Genomic DNA, 17,110 nt, shown 5'->3' with positions numbered 1-17,110 from the left:
AAAAAATAAAATGATAAATCAAATACCACAAATCCGACACACCAGCAGTGGCCAATTCTTCCTATTGGCCGGACCATGTGCCATTGAAGGTGAAGAGATGGCACTACGTATTGCCGAGAAAATTTTGCAGGTGACAGATAAACTGAAAATTCCTTTTGTATTTAAAGGCTCTTACCGCAAAGCCAACCGTTCAAGAATTGATTCCTTTTCCGGTATTGGCGATGAAAAAGCGCTAAAAATCCTTCAAAAGGTTAGTCAAACATTTGGAGTCCCCACTATAACCGATATTCATGCAGCTAACGAAGCCGCCATGGCAGCCGAATATGTAGATATTCTTCAAATACCGGCGTTCTTATGTCGCCAAACCGATTTATTGGTAGCCGCAGCAGAAACCGGTAAAGTGGTTAATATTAAAAAGGGACAGTTTTTGGCTCCCGAAGCCATGCAGTTTGCTGTTAACAAAGTTAAAGATGCAGGCAACATAAAAGCAATGATTACCGACCGAGGTACCATGTTTGGTTATCAGGATATGATTGTGGACTACCGGGGAATTCCTGTCATGCAACAATTTGGAGTACCCGTTGTGCTGGATATTACCCATTCGCTTCAGCAACCAAATCAATCATCGGGAGTTACAGGAGGCAAACCACAACTCATTGAAACCATAGCACGTGCCGGAGTGGCCGTTGGTGTTGACGGCTTTTTTCTTGAAACCCATCACGACCCGGCAAATGCTAAATCCGACGGGGCCAATATGCTGAAACTTGATTTACTTGAAGGATTATTAACACGACTTTCAACCTTAAGGGAAACGGTCAACTTAATAAATCAATAGTTTATTGGCTTTGAATTGATCAACATCATCGCAGAATTAAAAAACCACCCTGCATTTTATGCAGGGTGGTTTTTTATGTAAAACATATTACACTGAGGATTAAGTTGAATTAATTACCAATCAGACAGATCCAAAATTCCTATCTTCTAAAACAGGTAATTAATGATAGATAAAATATGATTCATCATATTTTTATCTATCATCATCAAAAATCAACTCATAATTATTTCATTATTAGATACAGGTATTATCTTTACAAAGTCGGAGATCTCAAGTGAATTAACAATAAATATTTAATATATATAATAAATTCCTGATTGAGTGCCATTCCCTTCATATTAAAATTGACTGATTATCAGTTTTCGTTTGGTAATTTATCTGTACATGATACAATAACCGAACTACCAGAAACTGTTTCATCTGATTTTCCTCCATATTTCTGGATTATTACAGTTTTTGTTTTGCTCTTTTTAGCGAGTATAGCATGGGCTTGGACATTATATCGTCAACTTCGATTGCAAATCAACACAAAAAAAGAGTCTGAAGACCTATTTCACATCATTTTTAGGGAAACACCTTCAATCGTTCTTATTGCCGAATTTGAAACAGGTAAATTGCTTAAAGTTAACAGAGCCTTTGAGATTGCATCAGGCTATGGTGCTGAAGAAGTTCTCGGTATTCCATTGGAGAAAACAGGAATGCTGACATCCATGGACGACAGGGATACTATGAAGAATCTTTTAGCAAAAGATGGTAAAATTTCAGATCAAGAGTACCATTTTTTGGACAAAAAAGGAGAAATACGAACAGGGCTGGTTTCTGCAACAAGAATAATGTATAAAAGCATTCCGGCAGCGATTTTAGTCATCACAGATATCTCCAATCGCAAGAAACTTGAAACTGAACTTTTAATGGCCAAAGAGCAGGCAATTAAAAGTGACAAACTAAAATCTGCGTTTCTGGCCAATATGTCACACGAAATCAGAACGCCCATGAATGTAATTGTGGGATTTGCTGAGCTTTTAACCGATCAGGATTTGTCTGATGCAGAGAGAAATGAATATGTTGATCATGTAAAAAGCAACAGTTACTATTTGCTTGATGTAATTAATGACATCATTAACATTTCGAAGATAGAATCAGGAACAGTATCAGTCACCCGTAAAGAAATTGACACAAAAAAATTAGCAGAGAAATTGTGCTCAAACTTCCATTTTCAAGCTCGTCAGAAAAATTTGGAATTTGAATTTAAAAAGCCGGAGAAATCCGTAATTCTCTATTCCGATGATGTAAAAGTCCACCAAATACTCTCCAATATTTTGAGTAATGCCATCAAATTTACCACTAGTGGGAAAGTGAGTTTTGGATACTATGTAAATCAAAACTACATAGAGTTTAAAGTAGAAGATACCGGTTGCGGCTTCCCTGAAGAGAGGTTGGATGATGTATTTGAAAGATTTATTCAGGTACAGACGATTCCCGGTGTCAGCAATAACGGTACCGGTCTTGGATTGCCCATAGCCAAAGCTTATGCAGAATTACTCGGGGGGAGCATATCTGCATCATCTGTGCCGGGAATAGGCAGTGGCTTTACTGTTAGGTTACCTCTTCAATATCAGGGATTATAATATTCTAAAGCTTCCGGCAATACTTCCCGGATATAATTCACCCTTGCCTGATCTGAAGGATGGGTACTTAAAAATGCCGGCGGACTTCCTCCTTGACTCAACTGAGCCATGCGTTGCCAAAAATCAACCGCCACCGAAGGATCATAACCGGCCATAGCCATAAATATCAGCCCAAGACGGTCTGCTTCATGTTCATGTTTTCTGGAGTAAGGCAGCATTAAACCTACTTGAGAGGTGACACCATAGGCTGCCATATAAAGATTTTGAGTTTCTTCCGGCTTTTCGGATAACAGCGCACTTAAAGCAACTGCTCCAAATTGAATACCAATTTGTTGACTCATTCTCTCGCTTCCATGTTTTGCGACTGCATGGGCAATCTCATGCCCCATCACAACAGCCAAACCTTCTTCATCGCGGGTAATGGGTAAAATTCCCGTGTAAAACACCACTTTACCACCTGGCATACACCAGGCATTTGGTGTATCGTCTTCTACCAAATTGAATTCCCACTGAAAATTGGTCAACTGATCAGACCATCCCCGTTGGGCAAAATATTGCTCAACAGCAGCGGCTATTCGTCCTCCTACTCTTTTCACCATTTCAACCTGTTCCTGATTCTCTGATAGCTTGTGTTCCTCAAGAAACTGATTGTATTGAGTGTAACTCATGGCCATTAGTTCCGATTCGGGTACCAGACTTAATTGTCGCCTTCCGGTGATAGGAACTGTTGCACAAGACCAGTAAATTCCGCTAATGGCAATCATCATTGCCATTACAAATAAGATATATCTATTATTCGTTTCCATCATGACAGGTATTTGATATAATGAATTATATCATAAATTTAGTGATTAATCTAATAATTAAGAAAACTATTTCAAACATTTATAGATGTCAATAAACCTGAATCACATATATGATTTTTATCACTATGCCGATAATCTGGTTCAATGGAATCCTGAAATATACAACAATTTAATTTTCTTTGTATTCAAATATCAACAATGAAACCAGAGAACAAAAATCTTCTTCATTTGCATCTGATTGTTCTGATATATGGCTTTACTGCCATATTAGGCAGATTGATTTCTTTACCGGCCACAGAGTTGGTTTGGTACAGAATGCTCATAGCATTTCTAGTGTTGGGAACTGTACTATACTGGCAACGAAAAGTCGCATATATTACTTTTAAATCAATTCTGATGCTTTTAGGAGTTGGTGGCATCGTAGCACTTCATTGGATCACATTTTTCCATGCCATTAAAATCTCAACCGTTTCGGTGGCATTGGGATGCCTGGCTTCCACTACTTTGTTTACCAGCTTTCTGGAACCAGCATTTTTTAAACGCAAAGTATCAAAACTAGAGGTGTTTACAGGAATTATCATAATCATTGGCCTGTATGCCATTTTTCGTTTCGAAACCCGTTATCTGAATGGAATTATTGTGGCACTAACATCCGCTTTCCTGGCAGCCTTATTCACTGTTATAAACAAGAAACTTATAGCAAAACACACACCTCTAACCATCAGTTTCTATGAAATGGCTGGCGGATTGATTGTTATTACATTGATACTATGGCTCTCAGGAACGCTGACAGGAAATTTCCCCATTCCTACTAATGAAGATTGGATTTACCTGCTAGTTCTGGGTGGCGTATGCACAGCATACGCTTACTTGGCAAGTGTTTATGTCATGAAGTCATTATCGGCCTATACGGTAGTGTTAACCATAAACCTGGAACCGGTTTATGGTATTTTAATGGCATTTGTAATCTTTGGCGAATCGGAGCGTATGTCAACAGGGTTCTACGTTGGAACAGCCATCATATTGACTGCCGTTTTTCTGTTTCCTGTTATTCGAAAAAAATATCCTGCAATTCAGGCTCAAAAGGTTTAGTCGCAGACTAAACCTTTTGCATCCGGTCCCTTGCAGATTTCATCTGTTTCATGGCCTTTTCAATAACAGAACGGGGACTGGCTAAATTCATACGCATGAAACCTCTGCCCTCTTTGCCAAAAGTAACACCATCATTTAATCCCAAACCGACTTCGTTCACCATGAAATTTTTCAGCTCGGTGGATTTCAATTTCCAACTACGAAAATCCATCCATAAAAGATAGGTAGCCTCAGGTTTTCGTGCCTTTACTTCCGGCATTTCCGATTTAAGAAAATCTGTAACAAAATCCACATTTCCTTCAATGTAACTGATTAGCTCTTCCAGCCACGGTTCGGAGTGATTATATGCCGCCTCCAGAGCCAAAGCTCCAAAGGTATTTCCCATGTGCAGATGGTATCCCATAACCTGTGCGCGTGCAGCTTTTAGCAATTCCGGGTTGGATGCAATCATGTATGAAGTGCTATACCCAGCCAAATTAAAAGTTTTGCTGGGAGCCATACAAGTCAGGGTGATTTCGGCTAATTCCGACGAAATGGTTGCCAGCGGAACATGCGTGTTTCCATAAAGTACCAGGTCGCAATGGATTTCATCAGAAATGATGATGACGTTATGCTCTTTACAAATCTCCCCCATGCGAGTAAGCTCCTCAATCGTCCAAACCCGTCCGACAGGGTTATGTGGGTGACACAGCAGAAGCAATTTGTTTTCCGGTTTTGAAGCAACCTCCTCCAAATGATCGAAATCCATCACATAGTATCCCTCTTGTTGCTCAATTAAAGGATTTTCCACAACTTCTCTGTTGAAGTCCTTAACAACGCCAAAAAATGGCGGATAAACAGGCGGTTGAATGATAACACCATCTCCGGGATTGGTAAATGCCTGAACGGCAAGACCTAGGTTTGGAACAACTCCCGGCGAAAACTCAATCCACGACTGGTCAACCTCCCAATTAAATCTTCGGGATAGCCAGTTTTGAATGGCTTCAAAAAAAGGTTTTGGTCGATTGGTATAGCCATAAATCGGGTGTTTGGTGCGATTTACAATGGCCTCCTGAACGGCTGGTGGAGCGGCAAAGTCCATATCAGCTACCCATAGTGGTATCACTTCGCTGTTTCCAAACAGACGTTCACGGTATTCCAGTTTAATTGATCTTGTTTCCTCTCGGTTAATGATGGTATCGAATTGAGACATGGTGATGAATTAATGATTTATTTTTATATTGTTATGAGAATGAATTCAACCACAAAGATAACTCATAATATGCGAACCAAAGGAGAAGGTCTCTCGTCCAAAGCGGATATATCACATTTGTGTCTAAAACACATTTAAATCGAACGCTATGAATCATATAAACCTGATTTTTCGTCAGCGTCCATAATTTCATTAATCAAACGTTCCTGCTCTTGCTTCATATTTTTCTTGTAAGCAATAACATCTTCATATTTTATTCTTCGGTGTTTTCCAACTTTGGTAAATTTAATTCTTCCGGTTTCTAAAAGCTTGATTACATGTGGTCTTGAACAGCCAATTATTTCCGCTGCTGCTTGTGTTGTCACTTCTTTTGCAATGGGAACAATAGAAACGGGTTTTCCTTGGCTGGTTTCTTTAAGTATTTTTGCCAAAAGTTTAAGAGCACTTAATGGAATTCTAATTCTTTCTTGCGTTTCTTCAATCTCGATTTCAGGATTTTTGTCTTTAATCTCATTAAGAGTGGCGACAAGAGCATCATATGAAAGCAACGCAGCTTTTTGCTCTTCTTTTGATGGTTTTATAATATCTTCAAATGTGTTCATCTCATTTTATCTTTTTATTCATCTTCAAATTTAAACGAAACAAACGAAATAAACGAAACCCATCAAGACGCATGTAACCTTACATCGAGATATATTACTTAATGCTCGTTGATGATGATAAATCCTTCATAAAATGATTATGAAGGATTGCAATAAGCTTTATAAACCTCTCTGATGCCATCAGTTAAATTAATTCTTGCTTTCCACCCCAGCTGATTCAGTCTCGAAACATCCATCAGTTTACGAAAAGTCCCATCCGGCTTTGTTGCATCCCAACTGATTGCACCAGAAAAACCTGTAACTTCCTTTACGATATCAGCCAATTCAGAAATTGAAAGATCTTCACCAAATCCAATGTTAAGATGAGTATTGCGAACCTCTTTCTCGCCTCGTTCCTTCACTACATCAGTAAAACTGATGTTATTCATAACGAAAATGACAGCTTCGGCCAAATCATCTGAATGGAGAAACTCCCGTCTTGGCTTTCCGGAGCCCCATAACTTGACTTCAACTTTGTTGCTTTCCAAGAATATCCCGAACTCCTCAAGGCTTTTCAGCAACATTTCATTGCTAAAATCCGGATTAATTCCATTCATTGGTCTGGTTTTTAAATCTTCCCTGATGCCATCAAAATTGTTTTCAACCAGACATTGAGCCAAGTGCATTTTCCTAATCAGAGCAGGCAAAACATGCGACCCATGCAGGTTATAATTATCATTGGGTCCATAGAGATTGGTAGGCATAACCGAGATAAAATCTGTACCATACTGCAGATTATACGATTCGCACATCTTCATTCCGGCAATTTTTGCAATGGCATACGGCTCGTTGGTATATTCAAGTGGTGCCGTTAACAGATACTCCTCTTTCATTGGTTGCGGACAATCCCGGGGATAAATGCAGGAACTACCTAGAAAAAGAAGCTTCTTCACCTCGCTTTTCCATGCAGCATGGATGATGTTATTTTGAATTTGCAGATTCTCATATATAAAATCGGCCCTGTAAGTGTTATTGGCCATGATTCCGCCAACCTTTGCAGCAGCAAGAAAAACGTAATCCGGTTTTTCTTTTGCGAAAAAGTCATCAACCTCGCGTTGGTTAATCAAATCCAAATCCTCACGTTCCGGAAGAATGAGGTTATGATACCCGGCATTTTGTAAATGCCGGGTGATGGCTGAACCTACCAATCCTCTGTGTCCTGCTATGTATATCTTATCCGATTTCAGCATTATTCAAAATAGTTTAGCGTTTCGTAACCTCCTTCACGCAGGTATCTATCCTTACGCATTAATTTCAGATCGGAAGACACCATGTCCTCCACAAGCGCTTTCAGATCATATTTGGGCTCCCAGCCCAATTTTTTCTTTGCTTTGGCAGGGTCACCAATCAACAGATCAACCTCTGTTGGCCTGAAATACCTTGGGTCAACTTCCAGCACACACTTGTTTAACAAATGGCTGAATTCATCACTTTCAGATGCAACGATATACCCCTTTTCATCCACTCCTTCGCCCCTGAATTCTATTTCACATCCCAGGTGAGCAAAAGCCATTCTCACAAACTCGCGCACCTCTGTAGTAACACCGGTTGCAACCACATAATCGTCAGGCTCGTCTTGCTGTAAAACCAGGTACATAGCCTTAACATAGTCCTTTGCATGCCCCCAGTCCCTTTGTGCCGATAGGTTGCCAAGAAAAATCTTATCCTGCAAACCAAGCACTATTCGAGCAACTGCCCTGGTAATTTTTCGGGTTACAAAAGTCTCCCCCCTGATGGGTGATTCGTGATTGAACAAAATTCCGTTGCAGGCATACATGTTATAAGCCTCGCGATAGTTAACTGTAATCCAGTAACCATAAAGTTTAGCCACAGCATAAGGAGATCGGGGATAAAAAGGTGTGGTTTCAGACTGAGGAACCTCCTGCACCAATCCATAGAGTTCACTTGTTGAAGCCTGATAAAATCTTGTTTTTTCGGTCATTCCCAACAAACGAATGGCCTCCAAAAATCTTAATGTACCAATGCCATCGGCATTGGCGGTATACTCCGGGGTATCAAAACTGACGCCCACATGCGACATAGCTGCCAGATTGTAAATTTCATCGGGTTGCGTTTCCTGAATTATCCGAATCAAATTGGTAGAATCGGTCAAATCCCCGTAGTGCAAAGTGAAGTTTCTGTTTTCAGTGTGAGGATCCTGGTAGATGTGATCTATTCTTTCGGTATTGAATAACGATGAACGTCTTTTAATACCATGCACATTGTATCCCTTTTTCAAAAGATACTCGGATAAATAAGCTCCGTCCTGTCCGGTAACTCCGGTAATCAAAGCTGTTTTTGCCATTTAATCTATAAAAAGTGGGTTTATATTTTACTTTAAATTATTCCAATACCAACTGATGGCCTCTTTCAACCCATCAGCAAACTGATGGGTTGGTTTGTATCCTAACAGTTTTTCTGCCTTCTCAATGGATGCCAGTGAATGAGGTACATCTCCTGCTCTGACAGAACCATATTCCGGCACAACTTCATTAATTTCTATATCATAATTACTTAGCAGATCGCGGGTTATAATAACCAATTCATTTAAAGATATACGGCTTCCGCAAGCCACATTGTAAACAGTATTAATTGCCTCTGGTACATTGGTTAATGCAGCCAGTTGATTGGCCTGTACCACATTTGCCACATAAGTGAAATCGCGTGAATAACTCCCATCTCCGTTTATTTTAGGCGACTGTTTATTCATCAATGCTTTTACAAACAATGGTATCACAGCAGCATAAGCACCATTTGGATCCTGACGGGGACCAAAAACATTGAAATATCTGAGGCCAACAAGCTCCATTCCGTAAACTTTGGAAAATACATCAGCGTACAATTCATTAACGTATTTGGTAACCGCGTAAGGAGACAAGGGTTTTCCTATTCTCTCCTCCACTTTGGGTAACTCCTCGCTGTCACCATAAGTTGAGCTGCTTGCCGCATAAACAACGCGTCTTACGCCGGCTTCTTTGGCAGCCATAAGAATATTTAAGAATCCCGAAACATTTACTTCGTTTGAAGTTAATGGATCATTAATAGATCGGGGAACCGAGCCCAGAGCTGCCTGATGGAGTATGATTTCAACTGCTTCTGCCGCTTTTCTACATTGATCAAAATCCCTAATATCTCCTTCAATCAGGGTAAATTTTGGATTTGATAAATGATGGGAAATGTTCTCTCTTTTACCTGTAGAAAAGTTATCGAGACAAACCACCTCATTGTTCTGCTGTAATAATGCATCTATGATGTTTGAACCAATAAATCCTGCACCTCCGGTAACCAGCACTCTGCTATTTTCTATGATTCTCATGGGTATGATGTTTGCATTTTAATGAATCCCGATGTTAGGGAGAACTTGCCAATCCTCATTTCGTTGTTTTAGAAATATTAGTAGATGTCAAATTTCTTTGAGGATTTAGACGATCACGCAAATTTACTTCTTTTCTTAATGTTTTACCATATTTATTCCTGATGGAATAAAATATCCCTTGCAACCTGAACGGTTGGCAAGGGATAATATTTCAAGATATAGCTTTAGTCTTACTTCGCGTAGTTGATGGCTCTGGTTTCCCTGATAACGGTAATTTTAACCTGTCCTGGGTAAGTCATTTCAGTTTGTATCTTTTTAGCGATATCAAATGAAAGTTCCTCGGCTTCTTTATCAGAAACCTTTTCACTTCCAACAATTACCCGCAACTCCCTACCTGCCTGAATGGCATAAGTTTTAAGTACACCCGGGTAATTTAAAGCTAGGTTTTCAAGATCCTTCAATCGCTTGATGTAAGCCTCTACAATTTCGCGACGAGCACCAGGACGTGCACCTGAAATGGCATCACAAACCTGGATAATCGGAGCAATCATGGTGGTCATTTCCACTTCGTCGTGGTGAGCACCAATGGCATTGCAAATATCCGGCTTTTCTTTATATTTTTCAGCCAGTTTCATCCCTAAAATGGCGTGTGGTAATTCCGGATCCTCATCGGACACTTTTCCAATATCATGCAACAAGCCGGCTCTTTTTGCACGCTTGGTGTTAAGTCCAAGTTCAGAAGCCATGATGGCACACAAATTAGCCGTTTCGCGGCTGTGTTGCAACAGATTTTGACCATACGAGGAACGATACCTCATTTTTCCAACCAGTTTAATCAGTTCAGGATGCAATCCATGCACTCCTAAATCGATGGCCGTTCTTTTTCCGGTTTCAATAACTTCTTCCTCAACTTGCTTTTTAACCTTATTCACCACCTCCTCAATTCGGGCCGGGTGAATACGACCATCGGTTACCAGCTGATGCAAGGCAAGTCGGGCAATTTCCCGGCGCATGGGGTCAAATGCTGATAATACAATCGCTTCTGGCGTGTCGTCCACGATGATTTCAACCCCGGTTGCTGCCTCCAAGGCTCTTATGTTTCTTCCTTCACGTCCAATGATGCGTCCTTTTATTTCATCAGAATCGATATGGAATATGGTAACAGCGTTTTCTACGGCAGTTTCAGTCGCTACGCGTTGAACGGTGTTAAGAACGATTCGCTTGGCCTCTTTATTGGCATTAATCTTAGCCTCATCCATGATGTCATTGATGTACGACATCGCCTCCGTTTTAGCCTCAGCTTTAAGCGACTCCATCAGCATATCCTTTGCTTCATCCGCAGAAATACCTGAAACCGATTCCAACTGACTGATTTGTTGTTTCAACATCTTATCCAAATCTTCACTCTTCTTCTCAACCAGTTCCAATTGTGTGGAAAGGTTTTCACGAATGGTTTCCACTTCTTTATTCTTCCGCTGATACTCCTCCATTCTCTGTGAAAATGCAGTCTCCTTTTGCTTTAATTTGTTTTCAAGGTTCAGCATTTTTGCATTGCGATTGTTGATCTCCTTTTCATGCTCAGCTTTAAGTTCCAGAAACTTATCCTTAGCTTGAAGAATTTTATCCTTTTTGATAATCTCCGCTTCGGCTTCGGCATCACGAACAATCTTGCGTGCCCGGCTATTTAGAGCCTTTACTATGATGAACCAGGTGATTAATCCCCCAGCAAAAAAGGCCACCACTCCTATTAGTATATCCATTGTTTTACCTGTTTAAAATTGATGATATATATATAAATAAAAAACGCATCCTCTCCCTTGTCTTAAACAACACAACAACAACCTCTTACAGATTGTTATTTAAGGAAAAAATGCGGGTAATCTCAATATTGATAATAAGTATTATTCCTCTGTTAGAAGTTGATCAATTTTTTTATCCAACAAAGAAACAGCCTCCATAACAGGTGTTACATCATGATTGTTTTCAAGCTCAAGAACCTTTATGACATATTGCAATGCAGCCATGGCTAAAAAATCCTGAACATCTTTATCATTATAACGCTGCTTATACTGTAAAACCTTATCGTTAATGAGCTTGGCAGCCATCCTTATCCGCTCCTCATCTTCCCTGTCCACTCGCAAAGGGTAATACCTGTCGGCAACATTCACACGTATAGAAAGTTTGTCGTCCATTCTTCAGCTATTAACGATTTAAGAGAGCTATACACTTATCAATTTCCCGCACTATTTGATTAATCTTCACCTTAGTTTCTCGCACATCTTCACTTGAAGCTTCTAAAGTCTTAGCTATCTTCAACTTATTAAAACTACTCTCAAGTTCCGTGTAGGAAGAACCAGCTTCATCCAATTGGTTTGTCAATTCCGAAATACGGTCTCTAAGGAGCCTATTCTCCTCTTTTTGAGCCCTGTACCGATCAACCAATTGATCAATCTTCTCTTCCAGTTTAACAACTAAGTCTATATTTGGATTAACCATGATTTATATTAAATTCACATACAAAATTAACATTGGTTTTAAAATTAAAAAATAAAGTTCACAACTTTTATTTTTTTACTTTAGGAATTATTGTGTCAAATATAAAAAATTATCTGGTAATCACTACTTAATTAATGAAATATGATGACCCTTTTGGTACAAATAAATTATCTTTGCATCAAAAATAAAGTACAACGTTATTTTGACTAAGGGATTTATACCGGTATCTGTAAAAGAGATGAAGTTGTTGGGATGGGATCAACCTGATGTGATTTTGATTTCAGGAGATGCTTATGTTGATCACCCGTCTTTTGCAAATGCTGTTATTGCTCGATTTCTTCAATCACTGGGACTCAATGTGGTCATTGTACCCCAGCCTAACTGGAAGGACGATCTTCGCGATTTCAGGAAATTTGGTACCCCCAAACTTTTTTTTGCAGTATCAGCCGGGAACATGGATTCCATGGTCAATCACTACACTGCGGGAAGAAGAAGACGGTCTGACGATGCATACACACCCGGTGGCAAGGCCGGTTTCAGACCCGACTATCCATCGCAGGTATATACATCCATACTTAAAGATTTATACCCGGATGTGCCCGTTATTCTTGGTGGTATTGAAGCCTCACTTCGTCGGCTTACCCACTTTGATTACTGGCAGGATGAACTTCGTCCGGGAATTCTTAATTGGACTGGAGCCGATTTGCTGATTTATGGCATGGGTGAACAGCCTCTGGAGGAAATCGTACGACTTTTGCTCAAAGGTGTCCCGTTTTCAAGTTTAAAAACTGTTCCTCAAACAGCGTTTTTACAACCTGTAGATGAAAATCTTCCAACCGTTAAAAAGTGGAGTAACACAGAGCTTCATTCGCATGAAGAGTGTCTGACCAATAAATCAAAATATGCGGAGAATTTCAGACACATTGAGCAGGAATCCAACAGATTTAATGCAGCTCGATTACATCAAAAATGCGGAGATGAAAGAGTTGTTGTAAATCCTCCATATCCTCCTATGGATGAAGCGTTAATGGATGGTGTTTTCAACCTTCCATTTACACGAATTCCACATCCCAAATACAATGGTAAAGGCACCATTCCGGCCTATGAAATGATTAAGCACTCCATTACCATGCACCGAGGATGCTTTGGCGGATGTAGTTTTTGTACCATTTCAGCGCACCAGGGAAAATTCATCTCTTCCCGCTCAGAGAATTCCATTCTCAAAGAGGTAAAACAAGTTTCTGAAATGGAAGATTTCAAAGGCTATATTTCTGATTTGGGAGGCCCAAGTGCCAATATGTATAAAATGGCGGGAAAGGATATAAATATTTGCAGTAAATGCATACGTCCATCTTGCATATTTCCAAATATTTGTACCAATCTAAACACCAATCATAATCCACTCGTCTCCATTTACCAAAAAGCTGATAAAATAGAGGGAATTAAAAAAACTTTTATTGGCAGCGGTGTCCGATATGATATGTTTCTGAATCCCAAGGCGGATGAAAATGAGAAAAAATCGCATCAGAATTACATGCAGGAGCTGATTACAAACCATGTATCAGGTCGTTTAAAAGTTGCCCCGGAACACACCTCCGACCATGTATTGAAGTTAATGAGAAAGCCTTCGTTCACCCTGTTTAAGGAGTTTAACAGGCAGTTTAATGCCATCAACAAGTCCAAAGGCTTAAATCAACAGTTGATTCCATATTTCATATCAAGTCATCCAGGCTCAACGGAAAGCTCCATGGCAGAATTGGCATCTGAAACCAAAGCTTTAAATTTTAACCTGGAACAGGTACAAGACTTTACCCCAACCCCCATGACATTGGCAACTGTCATCTACTATTCCGGCATCAATCCCTATACCATGAAACCCGTGTTCACTGCAAAAACCCGGGATGAGAAAGAGACGCAGCGGATGTTCTTCTTCTGGTATAAACCCGAATTTCGAAAAAAAATCACTGCACTGCTGAGAAAAAATAACCTGACGAAAATTGAGAAGTTATTGTTTTATAAGGAAGGTAAGGACAAATCAAAGCCGTTTCACTCAAATGAAGGCGTAAAATCAAGTTCGAAAAAGCAAAAGAGTAGAAGGAATAGATCGTAAGACTCAAAGTGAAACGAAGTCCCGAAAATCGGGATTAGATTGTTAGATATTAGATGCAAGCAAGCTTCATATTTTCAATTGATTGACTGACATGATCAAGAACTAACACAGGCTTAAAACTCAAGGAAATAAAAAAGATTAACGAACTATTATTGAAGGAAATAGGTATACATTAAGGAAATATTGCGAAATTGCATTTGGTTTAATCTATTTATGATGTAACAAGCAATGTGTATCGTATCGCAACACATGTGCATAATTTTTATCGCAAGTAAAAACAACACGTGTAATTAATAAATTATTTGCACGTACTGATTATTTGTTCTAAATTTACAATTGTAGATCGATAATTAAAAACATCGTGTCATGAATACTAAATTAACATTGACAATTGAACAATCATTGATTGATGAAGCAAAAAGATATGCAAAAGGTAAAGGGAGAAGTCTTTCTGATTTAATCGAAAATTATCTAAAAGTGATTGTTAAAGAAAATAACACTAAAGTGATTGATTCTACCCCTATTGTATCTTCCTTAAGAGGGGCTTTTAAAGCGCCTAAAGATATGGATTACAAAAAGCAGTTATCTCAAAAATTATCTGAAAAATATTTATAGATGGATAAGGTATTAATTGATACCGACGTAATCTTAGATTTCTTCTTTGACAGACAGCCGTTTGCCGAATATGCTTCACAAGTGCTGGGTTTATGTGAGAGCAATCAAATAAAAGGATATGTGACGCCGGTAATATATAGCAACGTCTATTATCTTCTGAGACAAACGGCTAAACATGATAAAGTAATAGAAAATCTAAAACAATTACTCGTGATTACTGATGTCTTGTTAATGGATAAAGAGGTTGTCGTTAACGCACTAAATTCAGGCTTTAAAGATTTTGAGGATGGTTTACAGAATTTTGCAGCAATGAAAAATGGAGATATTGATGTAATACTGACTCGAAATTTAAAGGATTTTAGTAAAAGTAAGATTGGTGTTTTGACCCCAGAATCATATATAAAATCAATAATCGCCAGCCGCTAATATCATTTATTAAAATTTCGCATTACAGATAATTTATTATAATTAAACAAGTTGAGCCCTTTCAGGGTTCTGGGTCCGCTGATAATCAATGACTATGCCCCTCGATTAGTGAAATTCTCAGATATATAATAAAAATGATAATTTGTGCTTTACTTAATTATAAACAGATGAAAAACCACTTCAAATACCTTATCGCAATATTCACTATAACAACAAGTTGTGCAGAGCTTACTCAAATTGTACAGACCATTGAAGGAGACCGCCCGCTTACACAAACCGAAGTGGCCAACGGACTCAGAGAAGCCCTAAAAATAGGAACGGACTCTGCTGCCGGCCGCCTTTCTCAAGTCAATGGATACTATGGCGACGAATTGGTTAGGATACTCCTTCCGCCCGAAGCCTCGGTGATAACTGACAACCTGAATCGAATTCCCGGTGGTGATAAACTTTTAGAGGACGTCATCATCAGAATAAATCGTTCTGCCGAGCATGCAGCCAAAGAGGCCACACCCATTTTTGTGAACGCCATTACTCGCATGACCATCCAGGATGCATTTACCATTTTAAGAGACGGAGATAATGCAGCCACCCAATATCTGAGAAATCACACTTACAACGAGCTTTTTAATTTATACCAACCAAAAATAGAGAGTTCGCTGAATCAAAGCATTGTGGCCGGCGTGTCAACCAATGAATCGTGGGAAAGCCTTACCGGCCAATGGAACAGACTGGCAGGTTCGTTGGCAGGCCAAATTGCCGGTTTTAATACTGTTGAAATCAATTTGGATGAATACCTGACACATCAGGCATTGGACGGGTTGTTTCTAAAACTGGCTGAGGAGGAGGCCAAAATACGAACCAACCCCGCAGCGAGGGTAACTGCTCTGCTTGAAAGGGTATTTGGTTCCAGTGAAGCTCAACGGTAAAGACGCCCCTGCCATGTATCCCGCTGCTCCATAAGCTGCTCAACTTTGTGGACTATTTCAAAGTTTTTGAGTCCCCAGCGCGGAGCCAAAAGCAGGTCATGGGGGGCCTGGCTGGCAAATCTTTCTACGACAATATCCGGACGAACCAACTCCAAAAAATCCACCACCAACTCAATGTATTCGTTCAGGTCAAACACCTTAAAATCCTTTGGATTTGACAAGTATGATAGTCCAAGGTGCGAACCCTTAACGTATTGCAATTGATGCAATTTTAAGTAAGTAACCGGAAGTTTTGAAACCAATTCAGCATGCTTAAGCATCATCTCCCTTGATTCACCGGGTAATCCTAAAATCAGATGCGCGCCAACCGGGATTCCTGCTTTAACCAATTTGTGCGTGGCATCAATGGTAGATTGGTAATCGTGTCCCCTGTTAATGGCTTCCAATGTTGAATCGCTGGTTGATTCAACTCCCAATTCTACAACCACATAAGTTCTTTTACTTATACCTGAAAAATATTCAATCAGTTCATCAGGCAGACAATCCGGACGGGTTCCAATGATGAGCCCGGTAACTTTTGGATGACTTAACGCTTGTTCGTAGGTGTTGATTAAATCATTTAGCTCTCCATATGTGTTGGTATAAGCCTGAAAATAAGCAAGAAACCTGGTGGCGGGATAGCGCTGTGAAAAAAAACCGATTCCTTTCTCAATCTGCTCAACAACCGCCACAGACGACTGACAATAAGATGGTTTAAAGGTTTCATTGTTACAAAAGGTACAACCCCCTATTCCTTTGCTGCCATCTCTATTGGGACATGTAAATCCGGCGTGTATGGATATTTTCTGAACCCTTCCTTCGAATTTATCTCTGATGTAAGTACCAAAATCATTGTATCTTCTGGTATGTCCCCAGTCGTAACTCATTTTCTCGATTTTTCTTGCAAAGATAGCAGAGATTTTGAATATGGATGTTTGTTAAAGTTCCCACTTTGATACCCAAAACACCAAAGGTGTTTTGGGTTAGA

Annotated in this window: 17 protein-coding genes; 7 read left to right on the top strand and 10 right to left on the bottom strand. The window is 39.6% G+C overall.

Going from position 1 to position 17,110, the window contains the following annotated elements; all coding sequences use genetic code 11:
• Positions 1-10 precede the first annotated feature (10 nt).
• Together kdsA and EV194_RS05505 are read left to right on the top strand one after the other, a co-directional pair.
• A complete protein-coding gene (gene kdsA, locus EV194_RS05510) occupies positions 11-835 on the top strand; it encodes a 3-deoxy-8-phosphooctulonate synthase (protein WP_132432928.1) in 825 nt (274 codons plus the stop codon).
• Positions 836-1,179: 344 nt separating this feature from the next.
• Positions 1,180-2,463 carry a PAS domain-containing sensor histidine kinase gene (locus tag EV194_RS05505; protein WP_165921807.1) on the top strand — a complete coding sequence of 428 codons (1,284 nt, stop codon included), beginning with the start codon at positions 1,180-1,182 and terminating at the stop codon, positions 2,461-2,463.
• Here EV194_RS05505 and EV194_RS05500 read toward each other — a convergent pair.
• On the bottom strand, positions 2,451-3,269 hold the full coding sequence (locus tag EV194_RS05500; protein WP_243699339.1) for a M48 family metallopeptidase: 819 nt from the start codon (positions 3,267-3,269) through the stop codon (positions 2,451-2,453). The two genes, EV194_RS05505 and EV194_RS05500, sit on opposite strands and share 13 nt — an antisense overlap.
• Before the next feature lie 198 nt (positions 3,270-3,467).
• On the opposite strand from EV194_RS05500, the gene EV194_RS05495 reads away from it, so the two are divergent.
• Positions 3,468-4,361, top strand: coding sequence for a DMT family transporter (locus EV194_RS05495; protein ID WP_132432923.1), 894 nt, complete (start codon positions 3,468-3,470; stop codon positions 4,359-4,361).
• Between the two features lie 7 nt (positions 4,362-4,368).
• Here EV194_RS05495 and EV194_RS05490 read toward each other — a convergent pair whose 3' ends face one another.
• From EV194_RS05490 to EV194_RS05450, 8 genes are all read right to left on the bottom strand, one after another.
• Entirely contained in the window at positions 4,369-5,553 is a 1,185-nt protein-coding gene (locus EV194_RS05490) for a MalY/PatB family protein (RefSeq protein ID WP_132432920.1), read from the bottom strand.
• Positions 5,554-5,699: 146 nt separating this feature from the next.
• Complete coding sequence (locus EV194_RS05480; RefSeq protein WP_132432918.1) at positions 5,700-6,155, bottom strand: excisionase family DNA-binding protein; 456 nt, start codon at positions 6,153-6,155, stop codon at positions 5,700-5,702.
• Between the two features lie 137 nt (positions 6,156-6,292).
• Complete coding sequence (locus tag EV194_RS05475) at positions 6,293-7,384, bottom strand: GDP-L-fucose synthase family protein (protein WP_132432916.1); 1,092 nt, start codon at positions 7,382-7,384, stop codon at positions 6,293-6,295.
• Positions 7,384-8,499, bottom strand: a complete 1,116-nt coding sequence (gene gmd / locus EV194_RS05470) for a GDP-mannose 4,6-dehydratase (protein ID WP_132432914.1) — start codon at positions 8,497-8,499, stop codon at positions 7,384-7,386. Before gmd ends, EV194_RS05475 begins: the two co-directional genes overlap by 1 nt.
• A gap of 27 nt (positions 8,500-8,526) precedes the next feature.
• Positions 8,527-9,510, bottom strand: coding sequence for an SDR family oxidoreductase (locus EV194_RS05465; RefSeq protein WP_132432912.1), 984 nt, complete (start codon positions 9,508-9,510; stop codon positions 8,527-8,529).
• Positions 9,511-9,740: 230 nt separating this feature from the next.
• Positions 9,741-11,270 carry a ribonuclease Y gene (gene rny / locus EV194_RS05460; protein ID WP_132432910.1) on the bottom strand — a complete coding sequence of 510 codons (1,530 nt, stop codon included), beginning with the start codon at positions 11,268-11,270 and terminating at the stop codon, positions 9,741-9,743.
• 141 nt (positions 11,271-11,411) lie between these two features.
• Positions 11,412-11,702, bottom strand: coding sequence for a cell division protein ZapA (locus EV194_RS05455; RefSeq protein ID WP_132432908.1), 291 nt, complete (start codon positions 11,700-11,702; stop codon positions 11,412-11,414).
• A 10-nt stretch (positions 11,703-11,712) separates the two neighbouring features.
• Entirely contained in the window at positions 11,713-12,006 is a 294-nt protein-coding gene (locus EV194_RS05450; RefSeq protein ID WP_132432906.1) for a hypothetical protein, read from the bottom strand.
• 202 nt (positions 12,007-12,208) lie between these two features.
• On the opposite strand from EV194_RS05450, the gene EV194_RS05445 reads away from it, so the two are divergent.
• The 4 genes from EV194_RS05445 (at position 12,209) to EV194_RS05430 (ending at position 16,083) form a co-directional block, all read left to right on the top strand.
• A complete protein-coding gene (locus tag EV194_RS05445) occupies positions 12,209-14,116 on the top strand; it encodes a YgiQ family radical SAM protein (RefSeq protein WP_243699338.1) in 1,908 nt (635 codons plus the stop codon).
• A gap of 366 nt (positions 14,117-14,482) precedes the next feature.
• Positions 14,483-14,731, top strand: a complete 249-nt coding sequence (locus tag EV194_RS05440) for a DUF6364 family protein (RefSeq protein WP_132432902.1) — start codon at positions 14,483-14,485, stop codon at positions 14,729-14,731.
• Complete coding sequence (locus EV194_RS05435) at positions 14,732-15,157, top strand: type II toxin-antitoxin system VapC family toxin (protein WP_132432900.1); 426 nt, start codon at positions 14,732-14,734, stop codon at positions 15,155-15,157.
• 167 nt (positions 15,158-15,324) lie between these two features.
• Positions 15,325-16,083 carry a DUF4197 domain-containing protein gene (locus tag EV194_RS05430; RefSeq protein ID WP_132432898.1) on the top strand — a complete coding sequence of 253 codons (759 nt, stop codon included), beginning with the start codon at positions 15,325-15,327 and terminating at the stop codon, positions 16,081-16,083.
• On the opposite strand, the gene EV194_RS05425 is transcribed toward EV194_RS05430, so the two are convergent.
• A complete protein-coding gene (locus EV194_RS05425; protein WP_132432896.1) occupies positions 16,074-17,009 on the bottom strand; it encodes a TIGR01212 family radical SAM protein in 936 nt (311 codons plus the stop codon). The genes EV194_RS05430 and EV194_RS05425 overlap by 10 nt on opposite strands.
• Positions 17,010-17,110: the final 101 nt, after the last annotated feature.

The sequence above is a fragment of the Natronoflexus pectinivorans genome (assembly GCF_004345615.1).
Lineage (GTDB): Bacteria > Bacteroidota > Bacteroidia > Bacteroidales > Marinilabiliaceae > Natronoflexus > Natronoflexus pectinivorans.
Note: the sequence above shows the minus strand (reverse complement) of the source record. Positions and strands in the feature narration are given on the sequence as shown.